We start from the raw sequence: 21,741 nt of genomic DNA on the forward strand, positions 1-21,741 counted from the left end.
ACTAGGATAAGCGACACTAGGATAAGCGACACTAGGATAAGCGACACTAGGATAAGCGACACTAGGATAAGCGACACTAGGATAAGCGACACCGAAATCAACTTGGTCGGCGGCGCAGTGATGCCACTAGAGCGACCAAGCCCAATGGCGCCGCAGAGTTTACGCGTGCTGTCTGAAGGCATGCCGCGTAAAAGCACCATTGCCAATGGGGTAAAGTCTGACGGCTTACGTCGATTTTGGGTGGTTGGGAGTGCTTTTATTATCTCGGTGATGGCGATTTATGAAATGGTGTCGGTATTTAATGTCGGCGGTATTACGCCGCTTGAATACATCGTTTTAGTCTTGTTTGCGGTTAACTTTTGTTGGATAGCGTTGGCATTTAGTGGTGGCATAGCAGGCTTTGTTATTCTATTGAAAAGCACCTCATCTGTACCTACGGCAACCGTAGCGCTGCATACCCGAACCGCGATATTAATGCCGACTTATAACGAATCACCCGATCGCGTTTTTGCCGCGGTTGAAGTGATGGCCATGGCGCTGGCGGCGTCGGGCGAAGCACATGCTTTTGACTGGTTTATATTAAGTGACACTACCGATCCCGATATTGCGTTGGCTGAAGAGCAGGCTTTTTTGATTTTGCGTCATCAAGTGAGCAAAGATGCGCGGGTTTATTACCGACGTCGTCGTAAAAATGATGCCCGTAAAGCCGGTAACGTGGCCGACTTTTGTAAACGTTGGGGCGCCAGATACGATCACCTTTTGGTGCTAGACGCAGATAGTTTAATGGAAACCCATACTATCGTTAGCCTTGCTCAGCGCATGCAGGCCGATCCAGACGCCGGACTTATCCAAACCATTCCGTATTTAATCAATGGTAATACCTTAATGGCGCGGTTACAGCAATTTGCTGCGCGAATTTATGGTCCTGTTATTGGTACGGGGCTATCCTGGTGGGCGCACAAAGAAGGCAACTTTTGGGGTCATAATGCCATCATTCGTACTGAGGCATTTATGAGCGCCGCAGGCTTGCCCAACCTTGCAGGTAAACCGCCTTTTGGTGGCCATATTATGAGCCACGACTTTGTTGAAGCAGCCTTGATCCGCCGTGCGGGTTGGAGTGTGGTAATTGCCGCAGACCTGCCAGGCTCTTATGAAGAATGCCCGCCTTCGATTGTCGATTTAGCCGTGCGCGATCGACGTTGGTGCCAAGGTAATTTACAGCACACTCGAGTGTTGTTTACTAAAGGGTTGCATTGGGTTAGTCGCTTACATTTACTCACCGGAATTATGGCCTATTTGTCATCGCCATTTTGGTTAATGCTGATCTTGTCGGGGTTAATGCTGGCGTTACAGGCGCATTTTATTCGCCCAGAATATTTCACCGATCAATTCTCATTGTTTCCGACCTGGCCTGTTATGGACTCAGACCGTGCCCTGCGGTTGTTCTATATCACCATGGGGATATTGTTCGGTCCTAAAATTCTGGGGATAGTGTTATTACTGAAAAATAGCACCATGAGTAAGCAATTAGGTGGCAGAGGCAAAGCCATGATTAGCGTGGTGGTTGAGGTGATTTTGTCGGCACTCATTGCGCCAATCATGATGCTAATCCATTGCGGTGCAGTACTATCGATTTTAGCAGGACGCGATAGCGGTTGGTCGCCACAACGACGTGACGACGGCAGCTTACCCTGGTTAACCCTGATTTACCGCCATCGTTGGCACATGTTGGTTGGTGCGCTATTAGGTTACGCTGCGGTGCTGGATTCACTTACCTTACTGGCTTGGATGAGTCCGGCATTAATTGGTTTGTGGCTGGCGGTGCCGCTTTCTGGCATGACAGGATCAGAGCGTTTGGGGTTGTGGGTCAAGCGTCTGCAAATTTTGGCCACACCGGAAGAAATGTGTGCGCCAAAGCTCAGCCTAGACTCGTTATCTCGCCGTGAAGATTATATTAACGCCATTGCTCAGCCGTGGACCTTATCAACACTGCTGCAAGACCCAGAGTTAATGGAGCTTCATTTAGCCATTATTGATAAAAAACCTCATCGCTTACCAGGTTCTGCGGTTGAGTCGCTCGAAGCGATTACTCGCGTTAAAGTGCAAGAGGCACAATGCCAACACAACATTGCCAACCTTTTTACGCGTCAAGAATTGGCCTATTTACTGGGTAACCCTTTATTGTTAAAACAATTACAAAAGCTCCCTGAGGAGTTTGTTATCGAGGGCTTAGTGTCTTTTTGTTAGCTGATTTTTGGGCGGATTATCCTGCTCGGATAATCAATGACCTACAAAATAAGATGGTGGATTCAATTCACCATTTAGGCGCTACATTGGTGGTAACGTGTCGTCGCACCCCCTTAAACTGACCTTTTTGTTAAACAAGGTTGGACAAGGCGTTCTGGCACGTAGAAACGATTGTTTAATCCGCCTCGGCCTAGATGTGAACGACCCAGCGACGCTTTGTCGATTAAGCTGATAAAAAATCTATTTTACCAACAGGTTAGTTAACACACTTTGTCGTGCTAATGCCGTTGACCTTGCTTTTATTCATCAACGCCCCCCTTTGAAAGCTTAATTAGCGTAAGCCGAAAATATTGTTCGGCTGACGCTATTGCTTGCTAATTTAGGGGACTATATTTAGGGGACAATATTTTGATTAATCCTAAATAGATTGGCGGGGTCGAATTGCTGTTTTATGCTTTTGAGCCGAGCAAAGTTCGAGCCATAGGCTTCGCCAATACTGTTGTCATCGCCTTCTGGGATAAAATTCACGTAAATACTGCCCATTGAATATTGAGTTAACTTTGCATGTAACTGCCGCGCCCATTGTCGACAAAGATCGTCGTCTTGTGCATGTTGCCAGCGGGTGTGAATATTCATGGTGAAGTGTGCATCACGATTGAGCCAGGGCGTTGCGTGCGGCGCCACCTTTGTCATCGCCCCGCCAAGGTGAGCAATAAAAATTTCACACTCATCGCTGGGTAAGGTTTGGATGGCGTGTGCTATTTCGGTCACGGTTTCAGTGTTGAGCTGCGCCATATCAAGACTTTTCCAATAATTTCTGGCGCCTTCGGCTAACAAGGGATCAAATGCGGCTTGCCAATCAACAAACGGCATCGGCCCCACCACGTCGGCAATGGGTTGGCCAATTTTTCTAATTTCTGCTGTGGCAGCCTGACCTTGGGCAATATCGCCCACATAACACATAGCCAATACTACCACTTCTTTACCATGCCACTCTTCCGGTAAAAACGGTAAAGGTGGTGCTTTGCGCATCACCACCCAACAACTGAGTTCTTCAGGAGCCTTATCGATGGCGGCTTGATACTGTTGCAGCACGTTTTTCACATCATTAAAGGGGTGCACTACCATGCCGGCTAATACCTCTGGGCCAGCTAGATGCAAATTAAATTCAAATTCAGTGACCACACCAAAATTACTGCTACCACCCCGTATTGCCCAAAAGAGATCGGCATGTTGATTAGCATTAACCTCGAGTAGTTCGCCTGTTGCGATAACCAGCTTAGCCGAGCGCAGACTATCGATGGTTAAACCAAATTTTCGGGTTGTCCAGCCAAAACCACCACCTAGGGTCAACCCCGCAATCCCCGTGGTTGAATTGATCCCAGTTGGCACCAGCAGACCATATTGTTGCGTCGCCTTGTCTACATCCGCTAAGGTTGCGCCGGGACTGACTTTGACGGTTTGCTGTTGTTGGTTAACGATAACATCTGTCATCGCTTGAAAATCAATTACCAGTCCACCGTCCGCTAATGCCTTACCGGCGATATTATGGCCGCCCGATTTTATCGCTAACAAAATGCCATGGGTACGGGCGAAATTGACAGCTTTGACTACCGCTTGTTCATCGCTAACGCGAACAAATAAACTCGGTTTTTTATCTATCATGCCATTCCATAGGGCGCGGGCGTCATCATATTTTTCTGAGTCAGGCATGATGATCTCTCCCGATAGAGAGCTGTTAATGTCGCTTTTCTTTAAGGCTACAGCCGTGCCATCCATTTTTTTAAAACGTATTGTATTCATATGCTTATTACTCCTATCCATTACTGCTCTACTTCAAGATTATCGTTCTATATTCGAGGTTTTGAATAAGCTATAAACATCAGTGTTTACCCAGTCATTGCATAATGATGCCGAGATCAAAACCACCCAATCCAGTAGGTCATTGAATTTTATTGAATTGACCTTGAATACTGATTTTTACGGGGCAAGGCTTTGATAATCAGCAGTGAGCACGGTTATCTGCCCGCCATGTAAAAAGCATAGTTTATCTTGGGTGGTATACCGCGAATAGTGAATAGCCATTGCGCTTTAATTAATGTCCAATCGTCCATTTATTAACCTAAACTTTGAACGCGAGTAAAAAAATTGAGTAATGAAGCTCTCAATAAAACCAAATTGAACAAACAAGAATTGTGCAAAGCTAGCTTTTGCATAAATTAAAGGATGATTGATATGGATATATTGTCAAAAGTACTCGATACCATACATATAAAAGGTGCGCTCTATTTTGAAGTGGAAGCGGCAGAGCCATGGGTATTAGTTAATCCAACGATGAATTTAATTGGTTCTTTTATGTTGACCGAAGTAGAACATGTTATTCCTTTTCATATTATGTTGGACGGCAACGGCTGGGTAAAATCTGACAATAAGCTGATGGCACCATCAAGACTTGAATCTGGCGACGTCGTTATGTTTCCTAAGGGTTCAAGCCATTCCTTGACATCCAACATCAATAATTGGCAGGGAATAGCAGCGGATGCCCGTTTTTATCAACAAACTGCTGCAAAAAAACAACCGTTTACATTAGTAAAAATTGGTGAAGAAGGTGAGCGCTCAAAACTTATTTGCGGCTATATCGGTTTTAATGCCCAGCCCTTAAATCCGCTGTTAAAGACCTTACCAGACATGCTGGTGGTCAAAGAGCATGTGGGTAGTGAGGGGGTGATGAAGCAATTACTCGTTTCTACCTTAAGTGAAATGCGCAAGTCCAGTGAGGGGGCGCGCAATATTGTCACTAAGTTAAGTGAATTAATTTTTACTCAGGCCTTAAGGCAACACATGGAAAATCTTGCGGACACGCAGGGCCAAAGTTGGCTCGCGGCCATGAAAGATGAGCACATAAGCCGGGCGCTGATATTGATCCATCAAGAGCCGTTTAAAAAATGGAACCTAGCAATACTCGCTATTGAGTGTGGCATGTCCCGCTCATCACTGGCGGAGCGATTTAATCATTATGTTGGACAACCACCGATGCAATATATCAATCGCTGGAGAATGCAACTGGCTTCAAAGCTATTATCTGATGGCATGAGTATTGTGTGCGTTGCTGAGCACGTGGGTTATAGTTCAGAATCGGCCTTTCAAAAAGCCTTTAAACGTTATGTTGGCCTGACTGCTGGCGAATGGCGAGCCAAACAACAAAAAATGCTGACAAATAGTTAAATGACAAAACGCCAGTTAAGTTATTGCATCATGTAGATCATATCGTTATGGGTAGGCGCTTTGATGCGGATGAAGGCCGTACGGCCTAGTTTATTTTTATTGTGTCGTTTTGATTTAACCAAAATCACTGCAGTAAAAAAGCCCTGTCGGTTAATGTCGCCAGAGCTTTTTACCATTGACCACGTTACAACAGCATTATGCTTTTGGTGACGGGCACCCAAGATAGTCTTTTAGTGTTGCGTTAAATAAGGTGGCTTTTATGTCTACCGATAGATCTGTTGCGCTATTTGAAGTGGCACCTGCTTTGGGTAAATGTTGTAGCATATAATCAGGTGAGTAATCTGGTTCAGCCACCGTGGCGACCCATTCACAAGCTGTTTTTTTTTGTTCTGACGCAAGAAACTCCGCAAGCTTTTGCTCAAAATGTTGTTGTTCAAGAGCTGATAGCTTCCAAATAGAGTTTTTTTTAATTAACTCTACCACTGCGTGTGATGGCTTGTGGGTGACCCGTAGAGTATCAAAATACACATATGCGCCGGCTAAAAAATAGCCGTTAATTGCCGCGTTATAGTCTTGTGATTGTATACAAGCAGCAACAGAATGAAACAGCACAACAGGTGTTGTGTGATTATTCAATTGGCTAGGCATTAAGCAGTTTACTTCACTAGGTGGTTTAGCGTAATCAGGGATCACCACCGCGACTTCAGGTTCTGCTGGAGACGGCGTGCACGCCGGAATAAGCCTTTCATCTAATACTTTTATTTCCCAGTCATCTTTATTGCTAGGTCCATGCTGTGCGGATACGACGTAACGCATGCACTCTTTGGCTAATAGCGGATAAACTAATGTCGAAGAGGCTTTTTTGCTGCGTAGTGGTCCTGTGGTGCTTAGGTGTACAGTGTGATATCCCGGTTTAATATTTTTTGTCAGCTTACCGCTTTGAAAAGCACCATCAATGGCGATAATCTCAACATTATAATTGTCAGCATCTGATATCTTACTTTGACTACCATCAATCATGGCGTAAGGCGTCGACTGGCATCCTACTAAAACAAAACAACTGATAATTAAGGGTAATTTCATATTTTTTTACTTTTATATTAAGGTGACAACATGAATAAACACACTCTAAAAGACAAAGCGTGCGACGTATTTACCTAGATTGAGTTTTACCAATGGGTTGCAGAAAGCAGAAGGGCCAACATTGCCTATGTGAATAGGCCTTAACAATATTATGTTAGTTGGTGAAGCACTTTCCATAGCACTCATCTTGTTTTACTAATGTAGTTTTTTTGTTTCATTTTAGTCAAGGTGATTATTCATTTCGATATCACTTATTGTTGGCTAAGCCATTAGGTTATAGCTTGTTAATCGTAATAATTACCACATTAAGGTGGTTACTTAATCTTACAATAACAATAGGTGATTATGTAATCGTTATAGATTGTGAGCTAAACATTTATCAGTCATAATTTTAATCAATAATTTATCAAAAACATGCATTAAAATATTTTATGGCTGCAGCGCATTCATCAGACATCAATAACCTTTGTTCACGCAGTCGCGATAGACTGTCGTGGCTTAGATGTACCCTGCGACGTAGCCAACAAGAGGCGGTGGCGTCGTCTACCATGACCGCCACCAGTGATAATTTTTTTAATGCCTATGCGATCTTTTTAGGAGCAAGCCTTGGTCAGATGGGCTGGGTAACAGGCTTACCTCAGCTGTTTGGTGCTATGGCACAACTGTTATCTGTTTGGTTGGCGAGTCATTTTAGCCGTCGGCAGTTCATTGTTGCATGTGCGGTATTGCAGGCTGTTGTTGTATTGGCAATGGGCGCGCTAGCGGCGTTTAGGCCAGATAATGCTGTGTGGATATTTATTGGTTTGGCGGCGCTATATCAAGGGTTTATCAATCTCATTCAGCCACATTGGCGTGCATGGATGGGCATGATAGTACCGCAGCGTCGTCGTGGCGCCTTTTTTGCTTCACGCACCCGTTTAACCATGATGGCCTCGCTGAGTGTGTTCTTTGTCGGCGGTGGCATATTAACGCTAACCGACTCAGTGCAAATGGCGTGGTTGGGTTTTAGTTTACTGTTTTCGATTGCGGCAATGGGCCGGTTTGTATCGGCTTGGTTATTGTTGCAAATGCACGACCCTGAACCGAGAGTGGCGAAAGCACCTGGGGTGTTTAAACAAACATTTGGTAATTTCCGCGAAGCTTGGAAAGATAAAACCTTCCGCCATTACAGCTTATTTGTTGCTAGTATGCAGTGCATGGTCGCCATTTCGGCACCATTTTTTGCGGTATACATGCTTGAAAATCTGCATTTTAGCTATTTTGAATTTGTCCTTTCTAGCGTGGCTTCTATTGTTACTCAGTTTATTACTTTGCGATTTTGGGGCCGATTTAGCGATCTATACGGTAATAGGTTAGTGATGATCATCACCAGCTGTTTAATTCCAAGTTTGCCATTATTATGGTTATTCTCAGATAATTATTTATACATTCTCGCCATTCAAGCTTTTGCCGGTTTTGGTTGGAGCGGCTTTACCTTAAGTACCGCCAATTACCTTTACGATATTCGACCCTTTCGCAGTGACTTTGCTATTTATGCCGCATTACAGGCTGCATTGAGTGCGAGTTTTGTGTTTGTTGGCGCGATGGTGGGAGGAATAATTGCCTCGTATGCAGCAGCGTTTTTAATCTGGACAGGTTTAAACGCTTGGTTATCCAACCCAATATTTTTGGTGTTTATGGTATCGACCACCATGCGATCGCTGGTGGCATTGTGGTTTATTCCGCGCTTAGTTGAACCCAAAGCGCGCCCAAGGCCGCAATTACTGACACTTATTTTCCGGATCCGTGGTTTTAATGCCATATCGGGTGTCAGTTTAGATTGGTTAACCGTCGCTAAGAAAAAGCGCGATAAAGATAAGTAACTTCAATGTGACATATCAACGGTTATCAAGCCGCGGTTGTCGCGCGACGAGTGCTGCATTCACTCGCTCATTCCAAATTGAGATCGTTACAGTTGGTAATCAAAAAACTTGCGTTTATCGGGCCCTGAGGCATTGGCGCTAATTTTGTTGGGGTGCTTATATTCATCCCAGCTAGCGACATTGCGGCCCATATTTAGCTGCGGAAAATTCAGTTGTGGAAATTGAAGTAGCGGAAATTTAACCTCATTTGGCTGAGGCAAGCCGATAAACTGCAATAGCGCGGCAAAGCTGCCAGCAACACTAATATCAATCGCCATAAAGTTATCGCGGCCAGCAAAATAACTGAATACTTGTTGCTGGTGGCGTTGATAACAGGCCGTTAAATGCTTGTCATCAAACACATCTTCAACCTGCCATATATCAAAGCAATGGTTAAAACTGCGCTTCATCAGCGGATGAAAGCGGCCATTGTGTTTATCTAAATGCACTAACATTCTGCTGAGTAACATTTGCATCGACGGCAGCCACTTATCTACCGGCCTATCTAAATAGACAAACTTTGCCTTGGGGAATAACACATCAAGCTGCTGATAATCACTAAAGCACGGCGCATCCGATACCGCATCGGCCAACATAAACGCCTGCTTAGTAAAGGCTTGGTGGGCAACGGTTAACCCTTGCTCAAGCAAGGCTACACTCACGCTGGTAGTACCCGTTCGCGGCAAGCCGATAATAAACACTTTATGGGGCAGCTTATTTGCCAAAGTCGGTTTAGGCATAGCGGCTTGTGGTGATGTTGATACTTCAGTCGGCTTGGATGTCATTAATTACAGTCGCATTGGGTTATAGAAATTGAAGGTTATAGAGACAGTAATCGATTATACCGAAATGCCAGCCAAGGTGTTATTGAGCTGGCTAATGAGAATCATGAGGCAATTAGCTATCCTATTCGCCTCATTTGGTGAGGCGAATAACTTGCTATTTGCTTAAATCGCCATACCTACTCAGTTAACGAAGAAGTAACTATAAAAATCTGTTTGCCCACCACTAGTCTTTGGCATTGACTACATTTTAGTTGTTGGCATTGGGGAATAGTGTTGTTCTTCCTGAAAAAGTCTGAAAAGTGTGCTGCTGTTAGGGGAGGGAATAGTCGATTTTAAAGGGATTATTGAGCAGAGTTTGAATCATCGGCTCAAGTTATCTGGTTCACAGCTTAACTCTGAGTGAAAGGGAAATCTTAAGCTAATTGATATTATAGTATCCGAAATTCTTATTTTTGCTGAAAATAGACTCTATAGTATCGAGTCTTATGTGACGATAGAACCTGAAGCCAAACAATGATCCGTTAGCGTATACCTCAACATAGCGAGTTGGACTATGTTCCCATTATTCTATTAAAAATAGGAATAGAGTCCTATTTTTCGATCTTCGATTTGCTAATTATTAAATGTAGGACTATATTCCCACTATATGTTTAAAAATGGGAATATAGTCCTATTCTAGGTGGTTGTATGGCAAGGCGAGACTTACATAGTGTGCTGTTTCCAAAGCAGCGCAAAATTCTCACTCTTTTTGGTGAGGATTTGCTTCTAGCGATGAAGCGACGTGGATTGACAAAAAAAACGCTCTGCGAGCGAACCGGGTTTGACCATAAAACCGTGAACAAAGTGTTTGATGGTGATCCGGGCGTGGCTATAGGAACCTATTTGAAAATTATGGCTGTGCTGGGCATGGAAAACAATTTTTCTGAACTGGCTGCGCATGACGAATTAGGCATTAAGCTGCAAAACATTAAACTACTGGAAGGTTCAGCATGAGCCGAGAATTGGTAGAAGTATATGCTGATTGGTATCCAATCGAGAAGCCGATATTAATTGGTCAGCTGGCATATAGTGATTCAAGCCGAGGCGGTATCTTTAGCTTTGCCTACGATAAAGCCTTTTTAACATCACCATACTGTTTGCAAATTGACCCCTTGCTTACCCTGCATTCAGGTGAGTTATACAATGATGACGTCGATAAAAACTTTCGCGCCTTTGTAGATTCATCCCCAGATCGCTGGGGTCGTATTCTTATGCAGCGTAGAGCGGCTATTGAATGTCGTAAAGGTATTAGACCGAGCAATCGTTTAACTGAACTGGATTATTTACTCGGTGTGCATGACTCCTACCGAATGGGTGGTATTCGCTTTAAAAAATCAGGCTCCCATAATTTTTTGGATAACAACACCGATTTTGCCGCGCCACCAATGGCATCGTTACGTGAGTTAGAGCATGCCGCCATTCAAATCGAAAAAGACGACAATATAGAAAGTGACGAATATTATCACTGGCTGAAAATGCTTATTTCTCCGGGCTCTTCTTTGGGTGGAGCAAGGCCAAAGGCCTGCGTCACTGACGAGAGAAATCACCTGTGGATTGCCAAATTTCCAAATTTAAATGATACCTGTGATGTAGGCGCATGGGAGATGGTGTGCTACGAACTTGCGTTAGCGGCCAGCGTTGAAATGTGCCCTAGTGAGATCCGAAAATTTTCGACGCAACACCATACCTTTTTGACCAAACGTTTTGATCGGATTGGTGGTAAACGTCTGCATTTTTCATCAGCAATGACTCAACTTCAGTATTATGATGGTGAGCATTCGCACGGTGCCAGTTATCTTGAAATAGCTGAGTTTCTTTCTAACCAGGGATCACAAACGAAAACCGATCTTGCCCAATTATGGCGACGGATAGTGTTTAATATTGCAGTGTCTAATACAGACGATCACCTTCGCAATCATGGTTTTCTATTAACAGGCAAGGGGTGGAAGCTATCACCCGCTTACGATTTAAACCCTATAGTGGGTAAACAAGGACTTCACCTGAACATTACAGAATCAGACAATGCGTTGGACTATCAGCTTGCATTTGATGTAATCGATTTTTTTAGGCTAACTCAAATCGAAGCAACACAAATTTACGATGAGGTTTTAAATGGAGTTAGGCAGTGGCAGCAAGTTGCCCAGCGTTTAGGGATCAGTCGGGCAGAGCAAACCATGAAGCAAGAAGCCTTTAATGTTTGATAAGCTTTTGAGGAAAACATCGTTCGATTCATTTTTACGCTATGTCAGTCAGCATACTTGAGCGACGTAAAGCTTATTACGCAATATTAGAGTCTACCCAACAGGGGTCCCTCGATATTACACCTTGGCTATTATGGTTTTTAGACACCTTAAATGATGCTGTTCAACACACTCTCGATAACATTGAACAAACCATCGCGAAAACCCAATTCTGGCTTCGTGTCGGTAGGCGCTCACTCACCCCTGCGTTAACAACAGAACAAGTTAAGGTACTGAACCGACTGCTAGAGGGTGACTTTAGTGATGGGGTCAGCAGTAGCCAATATCAAAAAGTCGCTAAAGTCAGCCGCGCAACCGCAACCCGCCATTTAGCTCAACTAGTCGAACAACAGTGTTTGGTCAAAACCGGCGCCGGTGGTAGAAGTACAAGATATGTGTTGGTGCTGTGATGTAATCGGTTTTCTGTAAGTATTTCATTGATAAATAATATGATGAGGTAACGGAGTTGAAAATGAGCGTTTTTTTTAACGATTATTCATATATGAACTGTTAATATGAATTTTGTTTTAAATATCAGATATATCAATAAGTATTAAATTTGATAATGTGAAAAAGTTAATTGTTTTTGATATTAGGGGTTTTAAAAGTGAGTTTGAAATTAATATTAGAACAAATAGTGAACGGTTGGCAACAAGCGACTACTGAGCTTTTTACTGGCCATCCAATTGCTACATTAATCAGGCATAATTTAGCGCATGAAATAGAGGGTATTATCGACCCCAATGATACCGAGCTAATAGTTAAGTCAAGTGCTGGGGCTGGTAATTGGGCTAGTGTTCCCTGGTTATCAATTTTAAACCCGTCTTTAACAACCACAACTCAGTCAGGTATATATCCTGTTTTCTTATTTCGCGCAGATGGTACTGGTATATATCTATCTTTAGGGTTTGGCACAACACAACTTAGTAACGATTTTGGAATAGCACAAGCAAGAATAAAAGCTGGTGAGCTTAGGAATAGACTTCGTACCTTTGATACAAGATTGAATGATTGGAATGATTTAATTGATTTACGTTCGAATACTCCTTTAGGTCGATCGTATGAATGGGCATCAGCTGGAGCTAAATTTTATTCATCTGAGTCAATACCAAATGATCAAATATTATATGAAGATATTAATGAGATTCTTAGCATATATTCTAAAGTAGTAACATTGGAGCTTGATGGGGAAATGATAATAGAACGATCCACGCAGACATTCTTACTTTCAAAACCCTTCCTACTCCTCGCCGGTATCTCTGGCACCGGTAAAACCCGTTTTGTGCGTGAACAGGCAAAAATAACAGGTAATCTCACTGAAACGTATTGTTTAACTCCTGTTCGTCCTGATTGGCATGAGCCGAGTGATCTATTGGGTTATATCTCACGCTTAAGTGGCCAAGCTGAATATGTCACTACGGATGTACTGCAGTTTATGGCTAAGGCATGGCGTGCGATAGTTGATGCTGGTTTAACTGTCTCTGCAAAGTCTGCTGATGAACAAGGTGACGTATTAACGGTCTCTGGTGATAAAGCTCAATTAGATGGAGTGTTACCTTATTGGTTGTGTTTAGATGAGATGAATTTAGCGCCTGTTGAACAGTACTTTGCTGATTATTTGTCGGTGATTGAAACTCGTGAGTGGTGCTGGCACGCAGAATCTTTTACGTACCAAAGCGACCCACTATTAAAAAAGAATGTCATCATACAATTTGATGCTAATGGTGCTCCTGATCTAATATATAACGCAAAACTACGAAGTGAATTAGGTTTTGTGGGCGCAGCTTACGATGATGTTTGGGCACTGTTTGGTCAGTATGGTTTAGGTGTTCCTTTTAACCTGATTGTTGCTGGTACGGTGAATATGGATGAAACCACCCATGGTTTCTCACGTAAGGTGATTGATCGTGCCCTGAGTTTCGATTTTGGTGAATTTTTCCCGAACGACTTTGACTCTTTCTTTGCTCCGACGATTACTCATAAAACCTTAAGTTACCCGATTTATTCACATGCAAAGCTTGATGATTTACCTGTTATTGATAGTGATGGAAATAAGACTATTGGTTTTTTAAACGAGATTAATAGAGTGTTGGATAACACTCCGTTTAAGTTAGCGTTTCGTGCGCTAAATGAGTTATTACTAGCCGTGATAACAACTCAACCAACAGATGAACTGCAATTAAAAGCCGTTTGGGATGATTTTTTAATGTGTAAAGTTCTACCGCGCATTGAAGGAGATAGTGATAAGTTGGCGAGTAAAAATGCTGACAGGAGCTTATTAGAACAACTGTCAATATTGCTGCAACAAGAATTTACTGTATTTTGGAATGAGGATAAAAACTCAGTAAAGGCCCGTCCAGATTTATATCGTGAAAATAGAGAAGGAAAAGATAAGGTTGTTGGTGTGGCGTGCCGTAGCAAGGCTAAAATTGAGTGGATGGAAACTCGTCTAGCGCGTTCTGGCTTTACAAGCTTTTGGCCGTAACTATAGGAGTTAATGTTTATGCCTGAGCTATTTCGAATCCAAACCGAACATTATGAATTTACTGTGTGGTCAAGTGATATCTCTAAGCGTCAGCAAACTCATCAACAGACTTTGGACAAACGCGGTATCTGTGCTAATCAACAGCCTGCTATGGTTCACTTCTCGCCTACTTTGCTTATCACTGAGGCTTCTGTATTGGAGTTGCTCGTCGTACAAACTGCTGAAAATTTGAATTGTTTAACGTTAGATAGAGCTTTATTTTTTGAAAATGTGCAGTATCAATTTGAGTGGATATTTTTAGATGAGGTTACTCATGCTGAATTAGGTCATAGGCTTAAATCAGTGAACGATAGTTTTCGTTTTGCTAAAGCTAGAGGGCGAATGCCTGCTCGTTTAACCGGTACCATTAACACCCAAAATGATGTTGGTTGGATGCGGTTACCTTTACGTTACCAACGCGCAGGAATAAAGCTCGAGTGCAGTTTTTCGTTTGAAGTGTTACCCACTAAAATGGATTTGCACAGTGATTTACCCGCTATGTATCAAACCATAGATCAGATATATCCATTATGGCGTTTTAGTCTTGCTGAAAAAACAGAGCAAGGAGTTGCGAAAAGTAAGCAAAGAGATCCTTTCCCATTATTTTGGCTTGCCCACTTTAATACTTTGAGGAAAAAATTAGAGCAAGGACTAAAGATCATTTCGCAATCGCCTCATAGTCGCTTACAGCCTCAAGTGTCTCATGTCCGTGCTGATCGCTTAAAAGGTCGTTTATCACCTCGACTTGTCACTCGGGTGAAACAGGACCTTGTCAGTGGCATATTTGATAAACGCTATCGAGTTGAAAAAAAACATTTAAGTGTTGATACTCCCGAGAACCGTTTTATTAAAATGGTGGTTACACAATGTAAAAAGCAGTTAGGTAAGTTTGAAACTCAACTAAGAAAAAATAATAGGGCCCCGGATAAACAACGTATTTCAGATGCTTTTCTAGCGGAGTTAGCAAGCTGGCAATTACCTTTACAACATATTCAAAATCAGAGCTTTTTTAAAGAACTAGGGCCCTTTAATGGTTTAGCTAGTGAATCTTTGGTGTTACAACAAAAAACGGGGTACAGCGCGGTATACCAGGTATGGCAAGAGCTTAAATTTTATTTAGATGTACTTGGGAATCAATCAAGTGTGTCAATGAAATCGGTTGCTGAGATTTATGAAGTATGGTGTTTCTTGATGGTGCGTCGTATTTTGATTGACGAGCTGGGTTTCATTGAAAAGGTATCAAAGAAAAAAAGTTTGAAGCTAAAGGACTTTTTTGAATATCAGCTAAAAGATGGCTTTACCGGAGCATTTGAATTTGAAAGAAGTGATGGCGTTAAAATCAGGCTTGCGCATGAACCACCTTTTAAGAAGTATGCGGATAAGGTACGGACCTATTTAGTGAGTCAGCAACCAGATATTTTGTTAGAGGTGACTTTTCCGAAGCCGAGCGATAAAAGTTTCATTTGGCTTTTTGATGCTAAATATCGTATTAAAACTGAAAACAATCGTTTTGATCATGACGATATTGATGTGTTAGATCACGTGCCTGACGATGCTATTAACCAGATGCATCGTTACCGTGATGCATTAATTAAAGTGACTGAAGGTTTACATTCAACGAATAGCAATAAAAGTCGTCCTGTATTTGGAGCTTTTGCACTTTATCCTGGTTATTTTGGTCAAGAAAATGAGGTAAACCCTTACCATCATGCTATTAAAGAAATTGGGATAGGAGCATTTGCTTTGTTGCCAAGCATGGCAGGAGAAGAGCAAAATATTAACGGACACTTTTGGTTATTAAATTTTTTGCGTGAGCAAATTGGTGACAAGCCTAATTTAAAAGTGCATTACAGTAGCAACACTCTAGAAGAGCGCCTTTATGTACAAGAGGCGGCGCGTATTCCTTATTATGGTATGAAGCAAATGCTGTATCAGGATTTGACTATGACAATAGCGCTTGGTCATTCGGAAGGGAGATCACCAGAATATTATGATGGATTTATTAACGATTCTGCTAGCCATTATCATATGCCAGAAGCAACGTTTAAATTAAAGTTTAAAGACCATGTATTAAAAGAGATTTGTTACTTAGCGTTAGTGATTAAAGATGGCCAAGATGCTGTAATTTCTAAAGTTTGGCCAGTAAGGTCAGTAAAAAGAATGAAGCGAAATTTACTTAATATTGACCAAACAGGTAAGCAAAGTAAGTCGGATGAAGTGTATTTTATTTTCGAATTAGGCAATCCACTCAAGTTAAAATTTGAAGTAAGGTCTATCCCCCAAAACTCGTTTCGTGCGTCAATGAAGCTGACTACATTAAACTTGTTGGAAAAAACTAAAATATTCAGTGAACTTGAATCTGTCTATGATGAAGCGCTCGTTTAAACATTCAGGTGTAAGACTATGTTTTCTGTAGCCTCATTAAAAGCATCATCCACAGTAAAAACCAACCCAGAATTCAACTCTTCATCATCCTTAGAAACCGACCAAATATAGCCTTCACCGTAATGGTCGGGATTAGGTTCAATATAAATATCAAAACCATCAATAGTCTCTTCAATTATTTCGGTATATGAATCACCACACATGGTGTTATCTCCAATAAAATACATGTTTTATTGTCGGCATTATTCAATTGTGAGTCCACGGACTATGAGTCACATTGATTGTTGACCACTACAGATTGATTTTTGGTTAGCAATGTGTGGAAATTCACTAATTTGGATTGTATTTATATGTAAACGTAGACGGGGCTATAGGACGGGTATAAAATGATAAAGTAATTAATTTCAATAATATAGATTGTATCCAAGGACGGTTTATGACAGTTATAAGCAAAATAGATTTATTTTTTACCAATGTAGTGGCATGGCTAATTTACAAGATAGGTTATGTTTTGGTTGCTCTACTTGGTATAACCGCAATTATTTCAATTCCGCTTACTTTCCTTGAGTATTCAGAAGGGTTTGCAGATCTCGATTTTTTGGAAACGTTCTTAATCGCTCTCTTTTTTATTATGATCTGGCGCTTCGTCAAAAAATCTAAAACCGCAGGGTTTAGTTACTGGGCAGCAATAAAAAAACTATGTATTGTTCTCACTTTAGGCTTGTTATTTTTGAATTTAATAGAAGCTAGCTTCATGTACATCCTTCTTGACGAACAGGGAAGTCTTACTACTGCCTATTTTGAGCGCTTTAAAGATGAGGTCAACTTTTTTGACTCAATAGTCTTGATAATCATGCTATACGGGCTAATACCTACTGCTAAGCCAAAACGTGTAAACACTGCAGATGACAAAAAAGACTCTCAGGTTGAGACTCCTAAAGAAGTTGATAATGATTCTGATCTGGAGCTAAAACCTAATGGTATTTAAACAAATAACATTAATTAGTTTGATGCTCTGTGCGAACATTTTTGTGCCAGCACATGCTAAGCCGTTACCTTTTAGTGATGATGCAGAGTTTTTAGTACAAGCTTGCCAAGAAGCCGTTAGTGTTTACAAGAGCCGTGATGAAAAAGCATTATTGGCCGCGGTAAGAACATCTTCATCAGAGGCTCTAAGAGCTGGGTATTGTATTGGTGTTTTGCAGCAATACATAAGGCAGAATTCGTCTTGTGGTTACAGTCGTTACCTGAGAAGTAACTGGTATCCAATAGCTGAATCAATCGCAAACATCTCTTTTGGTGCTAATGCGATTGATCCAGCGACCTCATCATCTGCTTTATTAGAAAGGGTTTATTGTGATGGATAGTGGAATGACAATACCGGATGCTATCTATAAATTATTTGGTATTAAAGTGGCGAAAGACAGCCAGTTTCTTAAGAATAAAGCTAATTCTTTGGTCCGCAACGGTTTGATTAAAACTGTTCAAGAAAAGCATGTCCAACGCGCGACTGTTTATTTAGCCGATCGCGATCAATTAACAGTTTTACATAATGCCTTAATTATCAATGCTATTTACCTTGACCCCAAAGATGTGAAAAAAATTTTTGATGATAGAGCTTATCGGGATGAGTGTTCCCAGACGATTAAGGCTCTTTTAACTGGGATGAATAGTGTTATGGGGATAGCACTTCAAAATAAGCTAGTACAGGATTTAGTTGATACTTTGTCGTCAGCAGCAAGCCTTTACGAAATTAAGCTCCCTAATCCATTTTCTAAGCTTCCACAGGTAGCTATGGATGATAATACTGGCATTTTAAATGCGCTGTTGGTTCAATCTTCAACGTTAGCCTCTACTGATACAATATTGATGGCTTATCTTCAATCTGATTGGGATAATGCTCAACAATTATGTGAGCATATAGATGACTCTGTTTTGGGTATGAAAGAACTCAAACAATCAATCGCTTCACAATTGGAAGAGGCTAGAGGTTTTGATGATTTGCTTGATCAAATGAAAAATTTTTAAAAAGTTTAAAATAATGTCTTGTTAGTGCATTGCACTGAATGAATCTGAGTTTGTTATCAACAAACGGAGATTCAAAATGCTAACAAGTAAAGTTCAAGAACTCGTGATTAACTTCCACATGACCGAGGCGTGCAACTACCGTTGCGACTATTGCTATGCAACATGGGATAACCATGTTCACTCATCAGAATTACACCACGATACAACCCAAGTTATTCACTTGCTCGATAACTTGGCAGCTTATTTCCTTCATGACAATCCTCTAAAACATCGAATGGGTTATCACACCGTACGAATTAATTTCGCTGGTGGTGAGCCTATTATGCTTGGTAGTCGATTTATCGACGCGCTGCTTTATGCTAAATCACTAGGGTTTAATACTTCGATAATTACAAATGGGCATTTTTTGAATGCTCAGATGTTAACCCGTATTTCATCGGCAATAGATATGCTGGGGATAAGCTTTGACACTGGAGATTATCTCATTGCGAATAGCATTGGGCGTATTGATAGAAAAGGATCTTGGTTGTCACCAGATAAACTGATCGACATTTGTCGCACTTATCGAGGTTTGAATTCGTTGGGTAAGCTGAAACTCAATACTGTTGTTAATGCATTCAACTGGCGTGAAAACCTATTAAATACAGTACAACAGATTAAACCCGATAAGTGGAAATTATTAAGAGTCCTGCCTGTGCATAATCAGAATTGTACGATTACTGATTATCAATATCGGGCCTATGTTACTCGGCATCAGTCATTGTCGGACTGTATTGTTGAGGAAGATAACGACGCGATGTGGCAATCATATTTGATGATTAATCCAGATGGCTGTTTTTATCAGAATAGTAGCCATGGTGCAGGGCTAACCCAAAGCCAGCCCATTTTAGCTGTTGGCGTTAAAGCGGCATTTGAACAGATAAGCTTTAATGCAGAAGCATTTTCTCATCGCTACCAACCTTCACTTAGTTTTGAGTATTCCCAAAATTTTTAGAGATTCGGCTTAAACGCAGCTTGCAGAAATAGCTATGCAGCTGCTGTCTTTAAAACTTAGGGATGCTCCATGAAAAAATACAGCAGTGATAAAAATATTAATAACCTTGTTTATCATATTATTAAAAGTAAGGGATGGGAGGAGTATCGTCGTGGGCGACATCTTATCTTAATTGCTCCGAATGGGCGTAAATTGTCAGTACCTGGAACCCCCAGTGATGTAAGGGCATTCAATAACTTTAAAAGTGATGTACGACGATTACAGGGGGATTAGCTAACTAATCCTCCTGTAATCAAATTAACTTACTTTTTAAGGATATAAAAATGAATAACCATAAAGCAGATCAATCAAATGAAAACAAAGGCTCTTCAGGAACTAACAAATCCTATCAAAAGGCGTTGGATAATCGCAGTCAGCAATTGAACCCTAATAACCCACGCCATCAAGGCAAAAAATAAGGAAATTTTTATGCCAGATACATCTGAAATGTCGCAAGAAGAGTTGGACAATTGGTCTGATATTAATAATCCGAATAATGAAGCGGATATGGATGATTGGGCTGATATCCATAACCCAAATAATGAGGATTATGTTGGGGAGGATTAGTCTGTTTAAGTAATGGCGAACCAATGAGTAGTGTTAATGCACTACTCATTGTTATAAACAAATGAATACTACAGAAACCTGCCATATAGGCATAGGCAGCTGTTGAAAACAGGATGTTTTCGTCAAGCCTCCATGGGTGGGTGTACGGCGTGTTGCAGAGGACTATGTGGTGGGCGGATTACCGAATAAACCTGTCGATAACTCATTATATAATTTAGCTTTTTAGATCTTAGAGGGTTTAGGTTCTCAATGGTTAAAAATAAAAATGGCAGCCATGTTGGCTGCCATTTTTATTGATGCTAGTGAATCACTTTCTCCAAAGCTAAAGCCAAAGCTAAAGCCAAAGCTCAAACCAAAGCTGAGATTAGTTAATTGCCATCGATAGGAAGTAACCAACAACCGTTGCAGTACCTACACCGATAAAGCCTGGAATAATAAAGCTATGGTTGAGTACGTATTTACCAATATGAGTGGTACCGGTTCTATCAAAACTAATCGCCGCTAAATCGCTTGGGTAGAACGGAAAGAAGAAGTAGGCATAACACGCTGGCAGTACCCCAATTAATACCGGTGCTGGGATGCCTAATGAAAACCCTAATGGCAACATAATGGTTAATACTGCCGCCTGACTTTTTAAGAAGATTGATGACACAAACATCGCGATAGCAAATGTCCATGGATAAACACTGACAATGTCGCTTACCGCGCTAACCAAAAAGGTTTTATGGTGTTCGATGATGGTGTCACTCATCCAGGCTATACCGAAGATAATAATCACTGCAGTCATACCGGCGGTAAACACGTTACTGGTGACAATTTTTTTCGGTGATATATTAGTGGCCAGTAATATCAAGCCACCGACGGACAGCATCATAAACTGAATGGCTACCGACATTTTTACGCCATCTGGCAGCACTTGCTTGCTAAACATCGCCACCATGATAACGGCAAGAATACCGAGTAAGAACACGATTAAGCCTTTCTTTGCCGTCGACTTAGCTTGTGGGGTTTGTTCTGCGTCAGTGGTTGGATCTGTTAATGCTTCACGAAATTCTTCATCAGTCAGGCGCGCCTGAAACTGTTCATCTTTATCTAAATCTTTACCGCGCTTTAAACTCCAAGTACACGCCAATAGCAAACCCGTTAAGGTAGCTGGAATGGTCACCATCAGTACATCAATTAAGTTAATATCAAGATTATTATCAACGGCAGTGGCAAGCACCACAGCCGCTGCGGCTGCAATTGGGCTAGCAGTAATACCCATTTGTGAAGCTACGGTTGCCATGGCTAATGGACGTTCAGGTCGAATACCTTTCTTGTATGACACATCGTAAATAACAGGAAGAAGGGGATAAACGGAATGGCCGGTGCCAACAAGTACTGTTAAAGAATAAGTACAAAGTGGGCCTAAAAAAACGATATGTTCAGGATGTTTACGTAACAGCTTTTCCGCAAACGTTACCAACAGCTTTAAACCGCCGGTGGCTTCTAATGTCGCCGAGGCAGCTACAACCGCCAGAATAATTAACATTACGCTGACCGGAGGTGTGCCTGGTGCAATACCAAAGACAAATGCGAGTACCGAAACGCCTAATCCACCAAGTAAACCAAAGGCAATACCGCCGTGGCGTATACCAACAAATATCACCGCCAATAACAGCAGCATGTGTATATAAAACATTGT

Annotated in this window: 19 protein-coding genes and 1 pseudogene; 15 read left to right on the forward strand and 5 right to left on the reverse strand. The window is 41.6% G+C overall.

The genetic code is table 11. The features are described 5' to 3' along the window. Nucleotides 1-66: 66 nt before the first annotated feature. Nucleotides 67-2,247: a glucans biosynthesis glucosyltransferase MdoH gene (gene mdoH, locus AAEY93_RS17310; protein WP_351078679.1), complete on the forward strand. Its 2,181-nt coding sequence runs from the start codon at nt 67-69 to the stop codon at nt 2,245-2,247. A gap of 393 nt (nt 2,248-2,640) precedes the next feature. Here mdoH and AAEY93_RS17315 read toward each other — a convergent pair whose 3' ends face one another. After that, on the reverse strand, nt 2,641-4,050 hold the full coding sequence (locus AAEY93_RS17315) for an FAD-binding oxidoreductase (protein ID WP_351078615.1): 1,410 nt from the start codon (nt 4,048-4,050) through the stop codon (nt 2,641-2,643). Between the two features lie 432 nt (nt 4,051-4,482). Here AAEY93_RS17315 and AAEY93_RS17320 point away from each other — a divergent pair, with 432 nt between their 5' ends. Further along, entirely contained in the window at nt 4,483-5,472 is a 990-nt protein-coding gene (locus AAEY93_RS17320) for an AraC family transcriptional regulator (protein ID WP_350978380.1), read from the forward strand. 195 nt (nt 5,473-5,667) lie between these two features. Here AAEY93_RS17320 and AAEY93_RS17325 read toward each other — a convergent pair whose 3' ends face one another. Further along, a complete protein-coding gene (locus AAEY93_RS17325) occupies nt 5,668-6,555 on the reverse strand; it encodes a hypothetical protein (protein ID WP_124012807.1) in 888 nt (295 codons plus the stop codon). Nucleotides 6,556-6,986: 431 nt separating this feature from the next. Between AAEY93_RS17325 and AAEY93_RS17330 the strand changes: the two genes are divergently transcribed. Next, nucleotides 6,987-8,417, forward strand: a complete 1,431-nt coding sequence (locus AAEY93_RS17330) for an MFS transporter (RefSeq protein ID WP_351078618.1) — start codon at nt 6,987-6,989, stop codon at nt 8,415-8,417. An 86-nt stretch (nt 8,418-8,503) separates the two neighbouring features. Here AAEY93_RS17330 and AAEY93_RS17335 read toward each other — a convergent pair whose 3' ends face one another. Beyond that, on the reverse strand, nt 8,504-9,241 hold the full coding sequence (locus AAEY93_RS17335; RefSeq protein ID WP_502959563.1) for a sulfotransferase family protein: 738 nt from the start codon (nt 9,239-9,241) through the stop codon (nt 8,504-8,506). 687 nt (nt 9,242-9,928) lie between these two features. Between AAEY93_RS17335 and AAEY93_RS17340 the strand changes: the two genes are divergently transcribed. The 5 genes and pseudogenes from AAEY93_RS17340 to AAEY93_RS17360 all read left to right on the forward strand — a co-directional run bounded on the left by AAEY93_RS17340 (nt 9,929) and on the right by AAEY93_RS17360 (nt 16,429). Then, the gene (locus AAEY93_RS17340) at nt 9,929-10,234 is read left to right on the forward strand and encodes a helix-turn-helix domain-containing protein (protein ID WP_124012805.1); all 306 of its coding nucleotides are present in this window, start codon (nt 9,929-9,931) and stop codon (nt 10,232-10,234) included. Then, complete coding sequence (locus AAEY93_RS17345) at nt 10,231-11,481, forward strand: type II toxin-antitoxin system HipA family toxin (RefSeq protein WP_351078621.1); 1,251 nt, start codon at nt 10,231-10,233, stop codon at nt 11,479-11,481. Before AAEY93_RS17340 ends, AAEY93_RS17345 begins: the two co-directional genes overlap by 4 nt. Nucleotides 11,482-11,501: 20 nt before the next feature. Then, nucleotides 11,502-11,930, forward strand: a pseudogene (locus AAEY93_RS17350) (Fic family protein); the annotation flags it as partial. A gap of 197 nt (nt 11,931-12,127) precedes the next feature. Beyond that, complete coding sequence (locus tag AAEY93_RS17355; protein ID WP_351078624.1) at nt 12,128-14,005, forward strand: MrcB family domain-containing protein; 1,878 nt, start codon at nt 12,128-12,130, stop codon at nt 14,003-14,005. 381 nt (nt 14,006-14,386) lie between these two features. Then, a complete protein-coding gene (locus tag AAEY93_RS17360) occupies nt 14,387-16,429 on the forward strand; it encodes a DUF2357 domain-containing protein (protein WP_351078685.1) in 2,043 nt (680 codons plus the stop codon). Here the strand turns inward: AAEY93_RS17360 and AAEY93_RS17365 are convergent. Then, nucleotides 16,426-16,632, reverse strand: a complete 207-nt coding sequence (locus AAEY93_RS17365; RefSeq protein ID WP_351078627.1) for a hypothetical protein — start codon at nt 16,630-16,632, stop codon at nt 16,426-16,428. The genes AAEY93_RS17360 and AAEY93_RS17365 overlap by 4 nt on opposite strands. A gap of 233 nt (nt 16,633-16,865) precedes the next feature. On the opposite strand from AAEY93_RS17365, the gene AAEY93_RS17370 reads away from it, so the two are divergent. From AAEY93_RS17370 to AAEY93_RS17400, 7 genes are all read left to right on the forward strand, one after another. Then, a complete protein-coding gene (locus tag AAEY93_RS17370; protein WP_351078630.1) occupies nt 16,866-17,417 on the forward strand; it encodes a hypothetical protein in 552 nt (183 codons plus the stop codon). After that, nucleotides 17,407-17,796 (forward strand): hypothetical protein, encoded by a 390-nt coding sequence (locus AAEY93_RS17375; RefSeq protein WP_351078633.1) that lies wholly within the window; start codon nt 17,407-17,409, stop codon nt 17,794-17,796. The genes AAEY93_RS17370 and AAEY93_RS17375 overlap by 11 nt, the downstream gene beginning before the upstream one ends. Nucleotides 17,797-17,800: 4 nt before the next feature. Beyond that, a complete protein-coding gene (locus AAEY93_RS17380; protein ID WP_351078636.1) occupies nt 17,801-18,457 on the forward strand; it encodes a hypothetical protein in 657 nt (218 codons plus the stop codon). A gap of 76 nt (nt 18,458-18,533) precedes the next feature. Further along, entirely contained in the window at nt 18,534-19,451 is a 918-nt protein-coding gene (locus tag AAEY93_RS17385; RefSeq protein WP_351078639.1) for a viperin family antiviral radical SAM protein, read from the forward strand. Nucleotides 19,452-19,520: 69 nt separating this feature from the next. Next, complete coding sequence (locus AAEY93_RS17390; protein WP_351078642.1) at nt 19,521-19,724, forward strand: hypothetical protein; 204 nt, start codon at nt 19,521-19,523, stop codon at nt 19,722-19,724. A 50-nt stretch (nt 19,725-19,774) separates the two neighbouring features. Beyond that, a complete protein-coding gene (locus AAEY93_RS17395) occupies nt 19,775-19,909 on the forward strand; it encodes a hypothetical protein (RefSeq protein ID WP_351078645.1) in 135 nt (44 codons plus the stop codon). A gap of 10 nt (nt 19,910-19,919) precedes the next feature. Continuing rightward, nucleotides 19,920-20,057 carry a hypothetical protein gene (locus AAEY93_RS17400; protein WP_351078648.1) on the forward strand — a complete coding sequence of 46 codons (138 nt, stop codon included), beginning with the start codon at nt 19,920-19,922 and terminating at the stop codon, nt 20,055-20,057. Nucleotides 20,058-20,421: 364 nt separating this feature from the next. Here the strand turns inward: AAEY93_RS17400 and AAEY93_RS17405 are convergent, their stop codons facing one another. After that, on the reverse strand, nt 20,422-21,738 hold the full coding sequence (locus AAEY93_RS17405) for an anaerobic C4-dicarboxylate transporter (RefSeq protein WP_351078651.1): 1,317 nt from the start codon (nt 21,736-21,738) through the stop codon (nt 20,422-20,424). Nucleotides 21,739-21,741 lie beyond the last annotated feature (3 nt).

This window comes from Shewanella sp. CAL98-MNA-CIBAN-0140 (assembly GCF_040309905.1).
In the GTDB taxonomy this organism is placed as follows: domain Bacteria; phylum Pseudomonadota; class Gammaproteobacteria; order Enterobacterales; family Shewanellaceae; genus Shewanella; species Shewanella psychromarinicola.